11 protein-coding genes, 3 tRNA genes and 1 pseudogene are annotated in these 17,524 nt (G+C 67.5%); 4 read left to right on the plus strand and 11 right to left on the minus strand.

What is annotated here, in order from left to right; translation table 11 throughout:
* The 3 genes from BKK80_RS11635 (at position 1) to pgi (ending at position 4,298) form a co-directional block, all read left to right on the plus strand.
* On the plus strand, positions 1–1,602 hold the full coding sequence (locus tag BKK80_RS11635) for a bifunctional ADP-dependent NAD(P)H-hydrate dehydratase/NAD(P)H-hydrate epimerase (RefSeq protein ID WP_071069501.1): 1,602 nt from the start codon (positions 1–3) through the stop codon (positions 1,600–1,602).
* Positions 1,599–2,543 (plus strand): DMT family transporter, encoded by a 945-nt coding sequence (locus BKK80_RS11640; RefSeq protein WP_071069503.1) that lies wholly within the window; start codon positions 1,599–1,601, stop codon positions 2,541–2,543. Before BKK80_RS11635 ends, BKK80_RS11640 begins: the two co-directional genes overlap by 4 nt.
* Before the next feature lie 129 nt (positions 2,544–2,672).
* Complete coding sequence (pgi, locus tag BKK80_RS11645) at positions 2,673–4,298, plus strand: glucose-6-phosphate isomerase (RefSeq protein WP_071069504.1); 1,626 nt, start codon at positions 2,673–2,675, stop codon at positions 4,296–4,298.
* An 88-nt stretch (positions 4,299–4,386) separates the two neighbouring features.
* On the opposite strand, the gene BKK80_RS11650 is transcribed toward pgi, so the two are convergent.
* Positions 4,387–5,085: an ABC transporter ATP-binding protein gene (locus BKK80_RS11650; protein ID WP_071012911.1), complete on the minus strand. Its 699-nt coding sequence runs from the start codon at positions 5,083–5,085 to the stop codon at positions 4,387–4,389.
* Between BKK80_RS11650 and BKK80_RS11655 the strand changes: the two genes are divergently transcribed.
* Entirely contained in the window at positions 5,084–5,764 is a 681-nt protein-coding gene (locus BKK80_RS11655; protein WP_071012913.1) for an arylesterase, read from the plus strand. The two genes, BKK80_RS11650 and BKK80_RS11655, sit on opposite strands and share 2 nt — an antisense overlap.
* Positions 5,765–5,952: 188 nt before the next feature.
* Here BKK80_RS11655 and BKK80_RS11660 read toward each other — a convergent pair whose 3' ends face one another.
* The 10 genes and pseudogenes from BKK80_RS11660 to mnmC form a co-directional block, all read right to left on the minus strand.
* The gene (locus BKK80_RS11660) at positions 5,953–7,890 is read right to left on the minus strand and encodes a SurA N-terminal domain-containing protein (RefSeq protein WP_071012915.1); all 1,938 of its coding nucleotides are present in this window, start codon (positions 7,888–7,890) and stop codon (positions 5,953–5,955) included.
* Positions 7,891–8,073: 183 nt separating this feature from the next.
* Positions 8,074–8,330: pseudogene (locus tag BKK80_RS35525) on the minus strand (DMT family transporter).
* A 9-nt stretch (positions 8,331–8,339) separates the two neighbouring features.
* Positions 8,340–8,416: transfer RNA gene (locus tag BKK80_RS11665), tRNA-Asp, on the minus strand.
* 137 nt (positions 8,417–8,553) lie between these two features.
* Positions 8,554–8,629 (minus strand) — tRNA-Ala (locus tag BKK80_RS11670).
* 44 nt (positions 8,630–8,673) lie between these two features.
* Positions 8,674–8,749: transfer RNA gene (locus BKK80_RS11675), tRNA-Val, on the minus strand.
* A 201-nt stretch (positions 8,750–8,950) separates the two neighbouring features.
* On the minus strand, positions 8,951–11,362 hold the full coding sequence (gene lon, locus BKK80_RS11680; RefSeq protein WP_071016380.1) for an endopeptidase La: 2,412 nt from the start codon (positions 11,360–11,362) through the stop codon (positions 8,951–8,953).
* 254 nt (positions 11,363–11,616) lie between these two features.
* Positions 11,617–12,891: an ATP-dependent Clp protease ATP-binding subunit ClpX gene (gene clpX, locus BKK80_RS11685; RefSeq protein ID WP_071012917.1), complete on the minus strand. Its 1,275-nt coding sequence runs from the start codon at positions 12,889–12,891 to the stop codon at positions 11,617–11,619.
* Positions 12,892–13,120: 229 nt separating this feature from the next.
* Positions 13,121–13,771, minus strand: a complete 651-nt coding sequence (clpP, locus tag BKK80_RS11690; protein ID WP_071012918.1) for an ATP-dependent Clp endopeptidase proteolytic subunit ClpP — start codon at positions 13,769–13,771, stop codon at positions 13,121–13,123.
* A 100-nt stretch (positions 13,772–13,871) separates the two neighbouring features.
* Positions 13,872–15,224: a trigger factor gene (gene tig, locus BKK80_RS11695; protein WP_071012920.1), complete on the minus strand. Its 1,353-nt coding sequence runs from the start codon at positions 15,222–15,224 to the stop codon at positions 13,872–13,874.
* Between the two features lie 207 nt (positions 15,225–15,431).
* Complete coding sequence (gene mnmC, locus BKK80_RS11700; RefSeq protein WP_071069506.1) at positions 15,432–17,429, minus strand: bifunctional tRNA (5-methylaminomethyl-2-thiouridine)(34)-methyltransferase MnmC2/FAD-dependent 5-carboxymethylaminomethyl-2-thiouridine(34) oxidoreductase MnmC1; 1,998 nt, start codon at positions 17,427–17,429, stop codon at positions 15,432–15,434.
* Positions 17,430–17,524 lie beyond the last annotated feature (95 nt).

Genomic DNA, 17,524 nt, shown 5'->3' on the forward strand with positions numbered 1-17,524 from the left:
ATGTCCCACGCGCCGACCGCCACCGACGACTGGTTCGCGCTCGACGCTGCCAGCGCCACCCGCATCCCGCTGTACGACACGGCCGGCGTGCGTGCCATCGAGCACGCCGCACAGGCCGCGCTGCCGCCCTTCACGCTCATGGCGCGTGCCGGCACCGCCGCCGCCGGCTGGCTGGCGCGGCATATGCCGCAAGGCCCGCTGCTGTGCCTGGCAGGCCCCGGCAACAACGGCGGCGATGCCCTGGTGGCGGCCACCGTCCTGCACCGCGCCGGCCGGCAGGTCGAGGCCTGGCTGGCCGCCGATCCGCTCAAGCTGCCGGCCGACGCCGGCCGTGCCTGGCAGGAGGCGCGCGCGGCCGGGGTGCCGCTGCGCGAGTTCGGCACACAGGTGGGCACCGATGCGGCTGCGCAGCCGGGCGCACTGCCCGACTGGCCGGCCGGCACGGCGGCCATCCTGGACGGCCTGCTCGGCATCGGCCTGAACCGCCCGGCCGGCGGACGCATCGCCGACTGGATCGCCCACGTCAACGCCTCCGGCCTGCCGGTCTTCGCGCTCGACGTGCCCAGCGGCCTGTTCGCCGACACCGGTGCCGGCAAGCCGGCCGTGCAGGCGGCGCGCACCCTCACCTTCCTCGCCGCCAAGCCGGGGCTGCTGACCCTGGACGGGCGCGACCGCGCCGGCGCGGTCGATATCGCGCCGCTCGGCCTGGCCTATCCCCCGCCTGGCCTGCCGGCGGCCTGGATCAACGGACCCGCCGTGTTCGCCGCCGCTCTGCCGGCACGGCGCCACGACAGCAACAAGGGCACCTTCGGCTCGCTGGCGATCATCGGCGGCAACGCCGGCATGGTGGGTGCGCCGCTGCTGGGCGCGCGCGCGGCACAGTTCCTGGGAGCCGGCCGCGTCCATATCGGCTTCCTCGCGCCCTCGGCGCCGGCCTTCGACCCCATGCATCCCGAACTGATGCTGCACGCGCTGGCCGACCTGGACCTCGCCGCCATGTCGACCCTGGTGATCGGGCCGGGCATGGGTGCCGGCGCCACCTCGCGGCAACACTTCACGCAATTGCTGCATGCCCTCGCCGGACTGCAGGCGGCGCTCGTGCTCGATGCGGACGCCCTGAACATGCTGGCCGCCGATGCCGGCGCAGCGCAGGCGCTGCGGGCACTGGCATCGCCCCGCGTGCTGACGCCGCATCCGCTGGAAGCCGCGCGCCTGCTCGGCAGCAGCGTCGAGGCGGTGCAGCGCGACCGGCTGGCGGCTGCCAGGGCATTGGCTGCGCAGTGGCAGGCCACGGTGGTGCTCAAGGGTTCTGGCAGCGTGATCGCGGGGACCGACGGCGCCGTACCGGCGCTCAATCCGAGCGGCAATGCCGGCCTGGCCAGCGCCGGCACCGGCGACGTGCTGGCCGGCATGATCGGCGCGCTGCTGGCGCAGGGCATGTCCGCCACGCAGGCCGCCTGCGCCGGCACCTGGATCCACGGCCGCGCCGCCGACCGTCTGACAGCCGCCGGCGAAGGCCCTGCCGGCCTGACCGCCAGTGAACTCTACCTGCCCGCGCGCGCCATCCTCAATGCACTGCTGCGGGAGCCCGTGCGGGCATGAGCGGCGCCGGCGACATTTCCCTGAGCAGCCCCGCGCGGCGCCAGTTGCTGACAGGCATCGCGCTGCTGGTGATCGGGCAATGGGTGCTGAGTCTGCTCGACGCTACCAGCAAGACGCTGACGCAGCAGGGCCTGCCGGTGATGGCGGTTGCCTGGGTACGCTACGTCGGCCATGTCGCGGCGGTCTTCCTGCTGCTCGGACCGGCCGGCTGGCGCCGGCAGTGGCGGCCCGCGCGCCCCGGCCTGCAGTGGCTGCGCGGCGGGCTGATGCTGGTTTCCACCGTCGTCTTCTTCAGCGTGCTGCGCTTGATGCCGCTGGCGCAGGCCACTGCCCTGAATTTCTGCGCCCCGCTGTTCGTGGTGGCGCTGTCGCCGTGGCTGCTGGGAGAACGCCCGGGGCGCCATGCGCGCTGGAGCCGCTGGGCCGGCGTGGCGGTGGGTTTCGCCGGCATGCTGGTGGTGGTGCGCCCCGGCGGCGAGCTCAGCCCGGTCGGCATCGCGCTGGGGCTCTTCTCGGCCCTGGTGTTCGCGCTGATGCAGATGCTGACCCGGCGCATCGCGGCGCATGATGCGCCGCTCACCACCTTGATCTGGAGCGGCGTGACAGGCGCCTGCCTGACCTCCCTGCTGGTGCCCGCCTTCTGGTTCGAGACCATGCCGACGCCCGCCCAGTGCGCACTGCTGCTGTCGGCCGGCCTGACCGGCTCGCTCGGCCACTATTTTGTCATCCGCGCCTTCCAGTATGCCGACGCATCGTTCCTGAGCCCCTTCCTTTACCTGCAGATCCTGTCGGCCACGACCATCGGCTACCTCGCCTTCGAACAATTGCCGGACTGGACGACGGCCCTGGGCATCGGCGTGATCTGCCTCGGCGGCCTGTGCGTGGCCGGCGGCGAACCGCTGCTGCGGGCGGCCGCGACGCGCTGGCAGTCCCGGCGCTGAGGACGGCCCCTCCGATGGTCGGGTGCGAGTAGGCGGGCGAGTCACCTCTGCGCCACGCGCACGCACGTTATACTTGGCGATGCAACCACAGCGCCCGCGCAGCGGGCCCGAAGCCACTGATTGCCACGCATGCCCACAAATCTTCACGCTTGGGACGCCCTCCAGCAGCACCATGAGGCCATTCGCGAGCAGCAGATGCGCGACTGGTTCGACGCGCCCGATGCCGGCCAGCGCGTCGCACAGTTCTCACTGGAAGCCGCAGGGCTGTACCTCGACTACGCCAAGAACCGCGTCACGCCGCAGACGCTCGCCCTGCTGATGCAGCTGGCCGACGAGGCCGGGCTCAACGAGCGCCGTGACGCCATGTTCGCTGGCGACCAGATCAACGCGACGGAGCACCGCGCCGCGCTGCACATGGCGCTGCGCGCCCTGCCGGAGGCCGGCTACCAGGTCGACGGCGCCCCGGTCATGCCGGCGATCCAGGCAGTGCGCGAGCGCATGCGCGATTTCTCCGAACGCGTGCGCGGCGGCCAGTGGACCGGCGCCAGCGGCAAGCGCATCACCGATGTGATCAATCTCGGCATCGGCGGCTCGGACCTGGGACCACGCATGGTCTGCCGGGCCCTCGCGCACCTGCCGGGCAATCGCCTGCGCCTGCACTTCGTTTCCAATGTCGACGGCACCGAGCTGGCCGAGACCCTGTCGCGCGTCGACCCCGAACACACCCTGGTGATCGTCTGCTCCAAGACCTTCACCACGCTGGAGACCATGGCCAACGCCGGCAGCGCGCGGCGCTGGTTCCTCGACAACGGCGTCGCGGAAAACCAGTTGTCCCGGCATTTCGTCGCGGTCTCGACCAATGTGGAGGCCGTGCGCGCCTTCGGCATCGACCCGGCCAATATGTTCGAATTCTGGGACTGGGTCGGCGGACGCTTCTCGCTCTGGTCCTCGGTGGGCCTGTCGATCGTGCTGGCGCTCGGCTACGATGCCTTCGCCGAACTGCTGGCCGGCGGGCGCGCCATGGACGAACACTTCCGCACGGCCCCGCTGCCGGCCAACATGCCGGTCGTGATGGCGATGCTGGGCATCTGGTACCGCAATTTCTGCGGCATGTCGACCAGTTGCCTCGCGCCCTACTCGACTTCGCTCGAACTGTTTCCGGCCTTCCTGCAACAGCTGGAGATGGAGAGCAACGGCAAGTCGGTCCAGCTGGACGGGCGGCGCGTCCACGCCCACACGTCGCCGGTGGTATGGGGCAGCGCCGGCACCAACGGCCAGCACGCCTACTTCCAGATGATCCACCAGGGCTCGCAGATCGTGCCGGTGGACTTCATCGCGCCGTTGCGGCCGCCGCGCGCGCTGCCCGGGCACCACGCCAAGCTGCTGGCCAACTGCTTCGCCCAGGCCGAGGCGCTGATGCGCGGCCGCACCGCCGAAGAAGTCCGCGCCGGCGGCACGGCAGACGATGCCTGCGTCTCGCACATGGTGTTCGATGGCAACCGCCCCAGCAACACCCTGCTGATGCAGGACGTGACCCCGCACACGCTGGGAGCGCTGATCGCGCTATACGAACACCGGACCTTCGTGCAGGGCGTGATCTGGAATATCAATTCCTTCGACCAGTGGGGCGTCGAACTCGGCAAGCTGCTGGCACGCCCGATCGAGGCCGAACTGAACGGCGCCGCCACCGCTCCCCACGACGCTTCCACCACCACGCTCATCGCACGCGCCCGCGCGGCGCTGGGCAGCGCCTGAGCCTGCTTCCGCGCCGCCTTGGCGCACGCGCGGCAGGATGGGCGGCGTGGCTACACCGCGGCGCGCGGCGCGCCAGGCAAGCGAGGCATCAGACCTCGGCGGCCATCCACTCGTCGCTGGCCACGCGCCCAGCGTCGATGGTCAGGATACGGCCGCAGCGTGCCGCCACCGAGCGATCGTGCGTCACCAGCACCAGCGTCGAGCCCGCATCCCGGTTCAGTTCGAACATCAGCGCGATCACGGCCTCGCCGGTCGCCGTATCGAGGCTGCCGGTCGGCTCGTCGGCGAACAGGATCTCCGGCCGCGTGACGAAGGCACGCGCCAATGCCACGCGCTGCTGCTCGCCACCCGACAGGGTGCGCGGATAGTGGTGCAGGCGCGCCGACAGGCCCACCCTTGCCAGCATGTCGCGCGCGCGCTCCCGTACGCTCTCGCGCTCACCGCGCAGTTCCAGCGGCAACATCACGTTCTCCAGCGCGGTCAGGTGGCCGACGAGCTGGAAAGACTGGAAGACGAAGCCCACATGGCGCGCGCGCAGCGCCGCACGCTGGTCTTCGTCCAGCGCGAACAGGTCCTGCCCGTGCAGGCGTACCGAACCGGTACTGGGCAGGTCGAGGCCGGCCAGCAGGCCCAGCAGCGTGGACTTGCCCGAACCCGAGGCTCCGACGATGGCCAGCGTCTCGCCGCGCGTGACGGAAAACGACACGTCATGCAGAATCGTCAGAGAACCCGTGGCATCGGCCACGGTCTTTCCAAGCGAAGCCACGGCAAGGATAGGTGAGGACATGGGCAACTCGATCTGGAGACAACTGCGCAGGATCGCGCTGGTGGCCGGCCTGGGGCTGGTATCGCTGGCCGCCTCCGTCAGCACGGCGGTGGCCGCGCCATCCTTGCTGGTGCTGGGGGACAGCCTGTCGGCCGAATACGGTATCGCGCGCGGCACCGGCTGGGTCAAGCTGCTGGAAGACCGGCTGCGGGCGCAACGGCTCGATTATAGCGTCGTCAATGCGAGCGTCAGCGGCGAGACCACGGTAGGCGGCAAGACGCGCCTGCCCGCCCTGCTGGCCCGCGAGCGGCCGGCCGTGGTGGTGGTCGAACTCGGCGCCAACGATGCGCTGCGGGGACTGCCCCTGCAGAACACCGAGGCCAACCTGCGCAGCATCGTGGACAGCGCCCGCCAGGCCGGCGCCAGCGTGCTGCTGGTCGGCATGCGCGTCCCGCCCAACTACGGCCAGGACTACGCCGAGCGCTTCCACGCGGTCTATACGCGGCTGGCCGAGGAAACCCGCGTGCCGCTGGTGCCGTTCTTCCTGGAGAAAATCGTGGATCGCCCGGACTGGTTCCAGCGGGACCGCCTGCACCCGACCGCTGCCGCGCAGGCCGCCCTGCTGGACACCGTCTGGCCGCAGCTGGCACCGCTGCTGCAGCCTGGCGCCCGCCCGCAGAAGACCTCGGCGCGCCGGTAAAGGGTAAGCCGTCGGGGCCGCCGCCGGTCGCTAGCCGACGGACCGCGCATGGGAAGGCCGCGCCACCGCCACCGCCGCCTCCCCGAAAAAGACAATCCCCCGCGGGCACCAGGCCGGCGGGGGATTGTCCTTTGGCGATCCGCTAGCGCGGACGCGAGACGCGGCAGCCTGCCGCCAGATGCACCGGATCAGTTGCCGGCGCCCTGCTCCTGCGTGCCGGCTGAATGCAGCACCTTGACCTTCGAACGTGCCTTCAGCGCTTCATAGTAGGCGCCCAGCTCGGCCTGGCCGGCCACTTGCGCGATCTGCTGCGCTGCCGCCTGCAATTGCGCGGGATCGGGCTTGGCAGGCTGGCTGACCTTGGCGACACGGTAGACGGCATAGCCTTGCGGACCCAGGTCCACGCCGGCGAAGGCGGGCAACTTGGACGTATCGACGCGCATCACGGCTTCGAGCGCCTTGGGCGACAGGCCTTCTGCCTTGGTACGCGAAACCGTGGCGAGCGCACCGAAGCCTTCAGCGCTGCCGCTCTTACGCAGTTCGGCCAGGCGGGCCTCGCCGTCCTTGCGGGCCAGCTCGGCGGCCTGCTGCGCGATGTAGTCCTCGCGCACCTTGGCCTGCACGTCGTCGAACTTGCGCACCGAGGCCGCCTGGTAGTCGACGATGCGTGCCGACACCAGCGTGTTCGGGCCGACCTGCACCGCCTCGGTATTGCGCTTGTTCTTGATCGCGTCGTCGTTGAACAGCGCCTTGAGCAGCTTGTCGTTGTTCAGCGGGTTGCTCGCACCCAGCGCCGGGTTCGGCTGGCGCGTCACGTTGTCGGCGCTCTGCACGGTCAGGTGGAACTTGTCGGCGGCCGGCTTGAGGCTGTCGGACTGCTCATAGACCATGTTGCCGAACGCATCGGCCATCTCGGCGTACTTCTTCGCGGCCAGCTGCTTGCGCAGTTCCGCTTCCAGCTCCGGCTTGACGACATCCAGCGGCTTGGTCTCGGCCGGCTTGATGCCGGTCAGCTTGACGATGTGGTAGCCATAGTCGGTCTCGACCACGTCGCTGATGTCGCCGTCCTTGGCCAGCGCGTACATGGCGTCCTCGAACGGCTTGACCATGGTGCCGCGGCCGACGAAGCCCAGGTCGCCGCCCTTGGCCGCCGAACCCGGATCCTGCGATTCCTTGCGCGCCACGTCGGCGAAGGTATCCGGATGCTTACGCAGTTCGGCCAGCAGCTTCTCCGCCTTTTCCTTCGCTGCCTGGCGCTGGGCCGCCGGGGCATCTTTCGCCGCGGCGATCAGGATGTGGCTGGCACGGCGCTGCTCATCGGTGCGGAAGCGCGCGAGATTGCTCTGGTAGTACGAGTTGAGCTCGTCCGGCGACACCTGCTGCGCAGCGGCCAAGGCATCGGCGGACAGCGCCAGGTACTGCACCTTGGCATGCTCGGGAACCGAGTAGTCGCCCTGGTGGGCTTCGTAGTATGTCTTCAGCGCCGCATCGTCGACCTTGACCTTGGCGGTGTAGTCGGACGGCTTCAGCAACAGCGCCTGCACGTCACGCTGCTGGTCGCGGATGGCCAGCAGGCGTTCCAGCAGGGACTTCGGCATGAAGGCCGTACCACTGACCGCGCCGCTGAGTTGCTGCGTGGCAAGCTCGAAGCGCATGCGCGCGTCGAACTGGTCGGGCGTCATGCCCTGGGCAGCGAGCAGCTGCAGGTAGGCCTTGTCGTCGATCGAGCCATCGGCCTTCTTCGGCAACTGGGCGATGGCGGGAATGCTGCTGATCGTCTCGACCAGCCGGGCATTGGAAACCGTCAGGTTCTCGCGTGCCACCTCGTCGGAGACCACACGCTGCAGCACCAGCTGGTCCAGCACCTGCTTGCGCGCCTCGGGACCTTCGAACATACGCGCGTCGTAGCTGGCGCCCAGCGCTTCCCGCATGCGCTCGCTCTGATCGCGCACGGCGTTGTCGAGCTCCTGCACGCTGATGGTGCGGCCGTCCACCTTGGCCGCGTCGTGCGAGCTGTCCATGAAGCGCGAATAGCTCTCCACGCCGAAGAAGACGAACGACGGGAAGATGATCACCAGCAGCAGCAGCAGCATCAAGCGCCGGTTATTGCGTACGAAATCAAGCATGCTCACTCGGAAATGGGGTTGGCTCGAGAGTCAAGAGAGACAAACCTCGGGATTCTAGCAGGAGTGGCAATCCCTCAAGCCATTCGGACGTCACGGGTACATCACACACACGCGCGCACACACGAACACGCAGGCGGTGCTGCCGCCGGGACTGTGGCGGGCGCGCAGCCCCGGCGCCGCCACTCAGGCCGCCGCGGCCGCCACCTTCAGGCCGACGATGCCTGTCACGATCAGCACGACGCAGGCCAGCCTGGCAAGGCTGGCGGACTCGCCGAACCGAGGATGCCGAACGCCACCGTGCCGACCGTGCCGATGCCCGTCCAGATCGCACAGGCGCTGCCGAGCGGCAAGGACCGCGATGGCATCATTTCTAGACTGGCGCGGGCCGCATCCGGCCCGTACAAAAGAAAATCCCCCGAGGACTTGCGCCCTCGGGGGATTCCGGAATCTGGCGGAGCGGACGGGACTCGAACCCGCGACCCCCGGCGTGACAGGCCGGTATTCTAACCGACTGAACTACCGCTCCGCGTCGGTGCAGCTTTCATCCTCGCGGATCAAGCACTGCAAGACTTGATGCCCTCGGGCGTTTCCCTTTCCGGCCTGCCATCGCGAAACCGTCGGGCTTCTCGATTCACGCCAGGGTCACCCCTCGGACAGAAAACCTGGTGGAGATAAGCGGGATCGAACCGCTGACCTCTTGCATGCCATGCAAGCGCTCTCCCAGCTGAGCTATACCCCCATGTGGCCATTTAGGTCAAGTTGCCTTGCACAACGAGGAAACGGTGGTGGGTGCTGAGGGGCTCGAACCCCCGACCTACGCCTTGTAAGGGCGCCGCTCTACCAGCTGAGCTAAGCACCCGTTCGCCTCGTTGCAGGCATCTGGACCTGCTGGATTCGCCGCGCACGTTTCGGAGCACTTACCGCTGTTTGCGTTGCGAGGGCGCGATTGTAATACAGGTTTTTCGGCTTTGCCAAGCCCCCGAAGAAAAAACGCCGCGGGATGTCCCGCGGCGTCTTGCCGGCTGCCTGTGCGCCTGCGCAGCGGCGCAGGCGTCACGCCTCAATGATGGATCATCTCCACCTTGGCGGCGGCCTTGTCGGCCACCTCGGCAGGCTTGGCCTCTTCTTCCGGCAGCGGCTCCGGCTTGCGCTCCAGCGCCAGTTCCAGCACCTTGTCGATCCAGCGCACCGGAACGATCTCGATGCTGTTCTTGACGTTGTCCGGAATGTCCGCCAGATCCTTGACGTTCTCTTCCGGGATCAGCACCAGCTTGATGCCGCCGCGATGCGCCGCGAGCAGCTTCTCCTTCAGGCCGCCGATCGGCAGCACCTCGCCGCGCAGCGTGATCTCGCCGGTCATGGCCACATCCGCGCGCACCGGGATGCCGGTCAGCACCGACACCAGGGCCGTGGTCATGGCACCGCCCGCCGACGGACCGTCCTTGGGCGTGGCGCCTTCGGGCACGTGGATGTGGATGTCGCGCTTCTCGAACATCTCATCCGCGATGCCCAGGCGGCGTGCGCGCGAACGCACCACCGAACGGGCTGCCTCGACCGACTCCTTCATCACGTCGCCCAGCGAACCGGTGCGGGTGATGTTGCCCTTGCCCGGCATGATGGCGGCTTCGATGGTCAGCAGATCGCCACCCACCTCGGTCCACGCCAGGCCGGTCACCTGGCCTACCTGGTTTTCCTTGCCGGCCAGGCCGAAGTCGTACTTGCGCACGCCGAGGAACTTGTCGAGGTTGGCCGCTTCCACGGTCACCGTGCCCGACTCCTTCTTCAGCAGCAGCAGCTTGACCACCTTGCGCGCGATCTTGGAGATCTCGCGCTCCAGCGAGCGCACACCGGCCTCGCGCGTGTAATAGCGGATGATGTCGCGGATCGCATCTTCGGCGACAGCGATCTCGCCCACCTTCAGGCCGTTGTTCTTGATCTGCTTGGGCAGCAGGTAGCGCTGGGCGATATTGACCTTCTCGTCCTCGGTGTAGCCCGACAGGCGGATCACCTCCATGCGGTCCAGCAGCGGCGGCGGGATGTTCAGCGAGTTGGACGTCGCCACGAACATCACGTCGGACAGATCGAAATCGACCTCCACGTAGTGGTCCTGGAAGGTGTGGTTCTGTTCGGGATCCAGCACCTCGAGCAGCGCCGACGACGGATCGCCGCGGAAATCCATGCCCATCTTGTCGATCTCGTCGAGCAGGAAGAGCGGATTGCGCACGCCGACCTTGGAAAGGCTCTGCAGGATCTTGCCCGGCATGGAACCGATATAGGTACGGCGGTGACCGCGGATCTCGGCCTCGTCACGCACGCCACCCAGCGCCATGCGCACGAACTTGCGGTTCGTGGCACGCGCCACCGACTGCCCGAGCGAGGTCTTGCCGACACCGGGGGGGCCGACCAGGCACAGGATGGGCGCCTTCACCTTGTCCACGCGCTGTTGCACCGCGAGGTACTCGAGAATGCGTTCCTTGACCTTCTCCAGGCCATAGTGGTCTTCGTCGAGCACGCGCTCGGCATTGGCGAGGTCGTTGTTGACCTTGCTCTTCTTGCGCCACGGCAGGTTGACCAGCGTGTCGATGTAGTTGCGCACGACGGTGGCCTCGGCCGACATCGGCGACATCAGCTTGAGCTTCTTGAACTCCGCGTCGGCCTTCTTCTTGGCTTCCTTCGGCATGCGCGCCGCCTTGATGCGCTTGTCGAGCTCTTCCAGGTCGGCGCCTTCCTCGCCCTCGCCCAGTTCCTTCTGGATAGCCTTGACCTGCTCGTTCAGGTAGTACTCGCGCTGGCTCTTCTCCATCTGGCGCTTGACGCGGCCACGGATGCGCTTCTCGACCTGAAGGATGTCGATCTCGCCCTCGAGCTGCGACAGCAGGCTTTCCAGGCGCTCGGTCACATTGACCATCTCCAGGATCTTCTGCTTCTGCTCGAGCTTGATCGGCAGGTGGGCCGCGATGGTGTCGGCCAGGCGGCCCGGCTCGTCGATGCCGGACAGCGAGGTCAGGATCTCGGGCGGGATCTTCTTGTTCAGCTTCACATACTGGTCGAACTGCGACACGATCGCGCGGCGCAGGGCCTCGGTCTCGGCGCTCTCGACGGGCGCGGGCGGCACGGGCACGGCCTCGCACATGAAGTGCGATTCGTCCTCGCTCACCTCGCGGATATTTGCGCGCTGCGTGCCTTCGACCAGCACTTTCACCGTGCCGTCGGGCAGCTTCAGCATCTGCAGGATGTTGGCGATGCAGCCGACCTCGTACAGGTCGTCCGCGGTCGGCTCGTCCTTCGCCGCCGTCTTCTGGGCTACGAGCATGATGCTCTTGCCCGACTCCATCGCAGTCTCAAGCGCCTTGATGGACTTCGGGCGTCCCACGAACAGCGGGATCACCATGTGCGGAAACACCACCACGTCGCGCAGCGGCAACAGTGGCAGGCGAATCGGCTCAGCCGGGAGGAGTTGTGTTCCGGACATCATTATCCCCAGTCAGTCATTTAAGGCGTAAATTGGGCCGCATGAATCGATTACAAGATGGCAGGCCATCGATTCCGCATCCATTCCGATACTGCACGCAAATGCTTCTCCACGCACTTGCAAGCCCCCCTTTGAAACAGCATACCCGCGTTTTCTCCCAGACGTGGACGGAAATGAAGAAAAAAAGCCGCTCGCTTCTCGCGAACGGCCTTTCGGGGCGCTAGCCGGCAAATCCGCTGCCGGCCGTCGCAACATCAGTTGGAACCGGCCACCTTGGGCTGCTCCTCGTACATCAGCAGCGGCGGTGCATCGCCGGTGATCGTGTTCTCGTCGATCACCACCTTCTGCACACCCTTGTAGTTGGGCAGGTCGTACATCACATCCATCAGCGATTGCTCGAGGATGGAGCGCAGACCGCGCGCGCCGGTCTTGCGGCGGATGGCCTTGCGCGCGATCGCCGTCAGCGCCGCCGGGCGGATTTCCAACTCGACGCCTTCCATCGCCAGCAGCTTCTGGTATTGCTTGACCAGCGCGTTCTTCGGCTCGATCAGGATCTGCACCAGCGCCGCTTCATCCAGCTTGGCCAGCGTCGCCACCACCGGCAGACGGCCGATCAGTTCGGGGATCAGGCCGAACTTGATCAGGTCTTCCGGCTCGACCTGGGGCAGCACCTCGGAGGCCTCGCGCTCTTCCTTGCTCTGCACCTGGGCACCGAAGCCGATGCCGGTCTTGTCGGAGCGCTGCATGATGACCTTCTCGAGGCCGTCGAAGGCACCGCCGCAGATGAACAGGATGTTGGTCGTGTCGACCTGCAGGAAGTCCTGGTTCGGATGCTTGCGCCCGCCCTGCGGCGGCACCGAAGCCATGGTGCCCTCGACCAGCTTCAGCAGCGCCTGCTGCACGCCTTCGCCCGATACGTCACGGGTGATGGAGGGGTTGTCGGACTTGCGCGAGATCTTGTCGATCTCATCGATGTAGACGATGCCGCGCTGCGCCTTCTCGACCTCGTAGTTGCAGTTCTGCAGCAGCTTCTGGATGATGTTCTCGACATCCTCGCCCACGTAGCCGGCTTCCGTCAGCGTAGTGGCATCGGCGATCACGAAGGGCACGTTGAGCAGCCGCGCCAGCGTCTGCGCCAGCAGCGTCTTGCCCGAGCCGGTCGGCCCGATCAGCAGGATGTTGCTCTTGGAAAGTTCGACGTCGTCCTTCTTGCCGAGGTGCTTGAGACGCTTGTAGTGGTTGTACACCGCCACTGCCAGAATCTTCTTCGCCGGCTCCTGGCCGATCACGTACTGGTCCAGGCTTTCGCGGATCTCGTGCGGCGTGGGCAGATCGGAGCGCGTGGCCGCGGCGGCGTCCTTCTCGGATGCCGTCGCCTCGTCACGGATGATCTCGTTGCACAGGTCGATGCATTCGTCGCAGATGAACACCGACGGGCCCGCGATCAGCTTCTTGACCTCGTGCTGGCTCTTGCCGCAGAACGAGCAATACAGAAGCTTCTCGCTGGATGAACCTTTTTTATCCGCCATAGGAATCAGTCACATTAGCAGTGTGCGCGCCACGGCAGCGGGCCGCCGCGGAGAAAACGCTTCAAACGCATCATACGCCAAAAAGTCAGGCACTACCGGAGGATCCCCCACCGTGTGGGGCGAACACAAAAAACGAGGCACGAGGCCTCGTTCCGGTGCAGCCTTCGTCATTTCGGAGCCAAGTCTACCCGGCGGCGCCCATCGATGTGAGCGCGCCGAGCCTGCCCCGTCAGCCGCGGCGGGTGATGACCTTGTCGATCAGCCCGTAGTCCATGGCCTGTTCGCCGCTCATGAAGTTGTCGCGATCGGTATCGCGCGCAATCTTCTCGATCGGCTGGCCGGTCACTTCCGACAGGATGCTGTTCAGGCGCTCGCGCAGATACAGGATCTCGCGCGCCTGGATCTCGATGTCCGAAGCCTGGCCACGCGCGCCACCCAGCGGCTGGTGAATCATGATGCGCGAGTTCGGCAGCGCGGAACGCTTGCCCTTGGCGCCTGCCGCCAGCAGGAAGGCGCCCATGCTCGCGGCCATGCCCATGCACAGCGTCGCCACATCTGGCTTGACGAACTGCATGGTGTCGTAGATCGCCAGCCCGGCCGACACCGATCCGCCAGGCGAGTTGATGTACAGCGAGATGTCCTTGTCCGGATTCTCGCTCTCCAGGAACAGCAATTGCGCCACGACCAGGTTGGCGGTCTGGTCATTGACTTCGCCGACCATGAACACGAGCCGCTCCTTCAGCAGGCGCGAGTAGATGTCGTAGGCGCGCTCGCCGCGGCCGGACTGCTCCACCACCATCGGCACCAGCCCCAGCCCCTGGGTTTCCAGGGCAGAAGCCTGCGTGGTGGCGAGCCGGTCAAGCAAATCATTGCGGGTCATGCAAGTTCTCCTGGTATTCGGTGATGGCCAGGCAGCGCAGGCTGCCTGGCGGCACCGGCCGCGCGGCACACTCGGCGCCGCCGGCCGGCTTGCGCCGGACTCAGGCCTGTTGCGGGCCGCCCTGGGCGGTCAGCTCTTCGAAGCTCACCTGCTTGTCGGTGACCTTGGCCTTGTCGCACACAAAATTTACCACGTTGTTTTCGAGCACGTAGGCTTCCATCTCGGCCAGGCGCTGCTGGTCACCGTAGTACCAGCGCATCACTTCCTTCGGATCCTCGTAGCTCTTGGCGAAGTCTTCGATTTCTGCCTTGACCTGCTCGGGCTTGGCTTCCAGGCCATTGGCCTTGACGATCTCGGCCAGGATCAGGCCCAGCTTCACGCGGCGCTCGGCCTGCTGCGCGAACATCTCGGCCGGGATCGGCATGGCCTTGGCGTTGGGCATGCCACGCTGCTCCAGGTCGCGGCGGGCCATCTCGACCAGGCGCTCCTGGTCCTGCTCGATCAGGGCCTTGGGCACGTCCAGCTCGCTGACCTTGATCAGTGCTTCCATGACCTGGTCCTTCAGCATCGAGTGGGTACGACGCTTGACTTCACGCTCGAGGTTCTCGCGGATGTCCGAACGCATCTTGTCCAGGCTGCCGTCGGCGATACCCAGCGACTTGGCGAAGGCTTCGTCGACTTCCGGCAGGTGCGCCCACTCGATCTTCTTCATCGAGATGGTGAACTCGGCGGTCTTGCCCGCCACTTCCTTGCCGTGGTAGTCGGCCGGGAAGGCCAGCGGGAAGACCTTGCTCTCGCCGACCTTCAGGCCCAGGGCGGCCTGCTCGAACTCGGGCAGCATGCGGCCTTCGCCCAGCACGAACACGAAGTCTTCGGCCTTGCCGCCGGCGAACTCTTCGCCTTCGATCTTGCCGACGAAGTCGACCGTCACGCGGTCGCCGCTCTTGGCTTCCACGCTGCCGCCGTCACCGTGCTCGCCGGCCTCGCCGCGCACGTGGTAGTGCACGCGCTGCTTGCGCAGGATGTCGACGGTCTTGTCGATCTCGGCTTCGCTCACTTCGGTGGTGGTGCGGGTGACTTCGGCGCTCGACAGGTCGCCCAGCGTGACTTCGGGGTACACCTCGAAGGTCGCGTCGAACGCCACCTGGTCATCAGCCACGCCCTCGGTCTTGACCTCGAACTTCGGTTGGCCCGCGACCTTGACGTCCTGTTCCTTGGTGATGTCGAAGAACTTGCGCGCAGCCTTGTCGAAGCGCACTTCGAATTCGACTTGCTGGCCGTACTGCTTCTCGACCATCTTCATCGGCACCTTGCCCGGGCGGAAGCCGGACATCTTCACCGTCTTCGACAGGCGAACCAGACGCTCCTGCTTTTCCTTCTCGACTTCGGCCTTGGGAATGGCCAGGGTCACCTTGCGGTCCAGTTTGCCGAGGTTTTCAATGACATTCGACATGGTCGTCAATCCAATCCAGTGATGTGTTTGTTCGTCAGCCAATCCGATTGCGCGCCAGTCCGTGCGGCGCACCGGCAGGAAGCGTCAGCCACGGCGCACCGGCACGCCAGATCACTCTGGTACCGGCAGGCACTCGCGAACTGCAAACTCTCCGCGCAAACGGAAAACGACCATTATCGCACGGTTTTGATTCGCTTCCGGCAGTTTTTACCCTGATTGCCGCCCACCGGCTTCCAGGTGTCCGTGACGCAGTGCCCGGAGCAGCAGCCGCGCCGGATCCAGCGCGTCCGCCAGGTCGCTTTCCAGCGGCAAGGGCTCGCCCTCGATCTGGCTGGCCAGCAATTCGGCCCCCAGGGCGGCCCAGGTCAGCCCGCGCGAAGCGTAGGCCAGCGCCGCGTACAGCCCCGGCAGGCGGGGCAGATCGCGCAGGTGTGCGCCGCGCAGGGCCTGCGCGTGCCGCGCCGCCTCAGCCTCGTCGGCCACTGCGCCGACAAAAGGCAGGCGATTGTGCGACACCGTGCGCACGCCGACGTAGCCGCGCAAGCTGGCCGGATCCAGCGCGCGCGCGGCATCGGCCGTGGCCGGCAACAGCGCCGCCAGCCGCGCCAGGTTGGCCGCGTGGATTTCCGGCCGTTCGAAGCGCGGCCCGGCATCGTCTTCATAGCTCGAACCGACGCGCGCGCAAGCGTCCGCCCCCTGCGGCAGCAGGTAGCCGGCGCCGGTGACCACGCAGTCCGGCCAGCGCCCCAGCGCGGCCACCGCCTCGGGTGGCAAGGTGGTCAACTGGCCACGCACCCGGCGCAAGGGCAGGAATTGCAGCGGCAGCAAGCGCTCCGCCTGGTGCGCATTGGCCATGACCAGCACCGGCGCCTCGGCCAGCACTTCGCCGGCGGTGCCGGTCGCCTGCCAGCCGTGCGCTGTGCGGGCCAGCGCGGCCACGGTGCAGCCGAAGCGGGCCTGCACCGCCGCGCCGGCCCGTGCCAGCTGGGCGCGGCAGATGTCCGGCGGCGGCGCCCAGCCGCCCTGGCCGAACCACAGGCCGCCGCGCGCAACGGCCGCGCCGTGGCTGGCGGCCGCCTCCTCCGGCGCCATCCAGCGCACGTATTCGGGCGGGAAACCCAGCGCCTGCAGCGCGCCGTGCAGCATGGCCGCCTCGGCTTCGTCCGCCCCGGTCTGCAGCACACCGCAGGCGTGCCAGCCGACCGGGTAACCGGCCTCGGCCAGCGCCTGCCAGGCCCGCAGGGCATACAGGTTGCCCGCCCGCGACAGACGCGAAAGCAGGCTGTCATCGGCGGACAGGTGCGCATGCATAGCCGCGGCGTGATGCGCCGAGGTCTCCTGTGCCGGCCCGGGATGGGCATCGAACAAGGAGATGCGCCAGCCGCGCGACGCCAGGCGCTCGCTCACTGCGCAACCGGCCAGCCCGGCGCCGATCACGATGGCATGGCGCTCCGGCCATTGCGCCGGCATGACCGGCGGCCGTCGGCGGTTGCGCCATTCGGTGCGCATGCTGGCAACCGTCATGTCGCGCTTGCCGGCGAAACCCGGCGCCTTGGCCACGTCGAACCCCGCCGCCTGCAGGCCGCGCCGGACGAAACCCGCCGCGGTGTAGGTGGCCAGCGTGGCGCCGGGCCGCGCCAGGCGGCCCAGTCCCTTCATCACTTCCGGGGCCCACATGTCGGCGTTGCGCGCCGGCGAGAAACCATCGAGATAGAAGGCGTCGGCGCCCAATGCGAGCTTCGGCAACAAGGTTTCCACGTCGCCCAGCGCCAGTGTCAGCACCACCGCGCCGTCCTCGAACGCGAGCCGGTGCAGGCCCGGCAGCGCCAGCGGCCAGGCAGCCTGCAACTGCACCGCCAGCGGCTGCAGCGCCGCCTCCAGGCCGGCATGCAACTCGCGCAGGCCAGCCTGCGTGAACGGATGCTTCTCGATGGAGACGAAATGCAGGCGTGCACAGCGCGCCGGATCGTCGCGCCAGGCCTGCCAGGTAGCAAGGAAGTTGAGGCCCTGCCCGAAGCCGGTCTCGACGATCACGAACTGCTCGCGCGCCCCCCAGGCCTGCGGCAGCCGGTTGCCGCCGAGAAAGACATGGCGCGCCTGCGCCAGGCCGCCCTGGCTGCTGTGATAGACGTCCGCGTAGCGTGGGGAATATGGCGTGCCGTCAGGCGAAAGGATGGGTTCGGCAGGTTCGAGTGCTCGTGGCATGGAGCGCGGGGACAGGGTCCGGCCTGGGGCCGGTGGTGCACGGAAGGAGCGTAAGGACTACGAAGCGGGACAGCGCAAGGTGGACCCGAGGTGGG

It is taken from the genome of Cupriavidus malaysiensis, from assembly GCF_001854325.1.
Lineage (GTDB): Bacteria > Pseudomonadota > Gammaproteobacteria > Burkholderiales > Burkholderiaceae > Cupriavidus > Cupriavidus malaysiensis.

Bases quoted from the DNA above. Each gene is read 5' to 3' on its own strand.
- clpX (WP_071012917.1), bottom strand. From the start codon at position 12,891: ATGGCGGATAAAAAAGGTTCATCCAGCGAGAAGCTTCTGTATTGCTCG.
- BKK80_RS11655 (WP_071012913.1), top strand. From the start codon at position 5,084: ATGGGCAACTCGATCTGGAGACAACTGCGCAGGATCGCGCTGGTGGCC.
- BKK80_RS11660 (WP_071012915.1), bottom strand. From the start codon at position 7,890: ATGCTTGATTTCGTACGCAATAACCGGCGCTTGATGCTGCTGCTGCTG.
- lon (WP_071016380.1), bottom strand. From the start codon at position 11,362: ATGTCCGGAACACAACTCCTCCCGGCTGAGCCGATTCGCCTGCCACTG.
- clpP (WP_071012918.1), bottom strand. From the start codon at position 13,771: ATGACCCGCAATGATTTGCTTGACCGGCTCGCCACCACGCAGGCTTCT.
- mnmC (WP_071069506.1), bottom strand. From the start codon at position 17,429: ATGCCACGAGCACTCGAACCTGCCGAACCCATCCTTTCGCCTGACGGC.
- pgi (WP_071069504.1), top strand. From the start codon at position 2,673: ATGCCCACAAATCTTCACGCTTGGGACGCCCTCCAGCAGCACCATGAG.
- BKK80_RS11650 (WP_071012911.1), bottom strand. From the start codon at position 5,085: ATGTCCTCACCTATCCTTGCCGTGGCTTCGCTTGGAAAGACCGTGGCC.
- BKK80_RS11640 (WP_071069503.1), top strand. From the start codon at position 1,599: ATGAGCGGCGCCGGCGACATTTCCCTGAGCAGCCCCGCGCGGCGCCAG.
- tig (WP_071012920.1), bottom strand. From the start codon at position 15,224: ATGTCGAATGTCATTGAAAACCTCGGCAAACTGGACCGCAAGGTGACC.
- BKK80_RS11635 (WP_071069501.1), top strand. From the start codon at position 1: ATGTCCCACGCGCCGACCGCCACCGACGACTGGTTCGCGCTCGACGCT.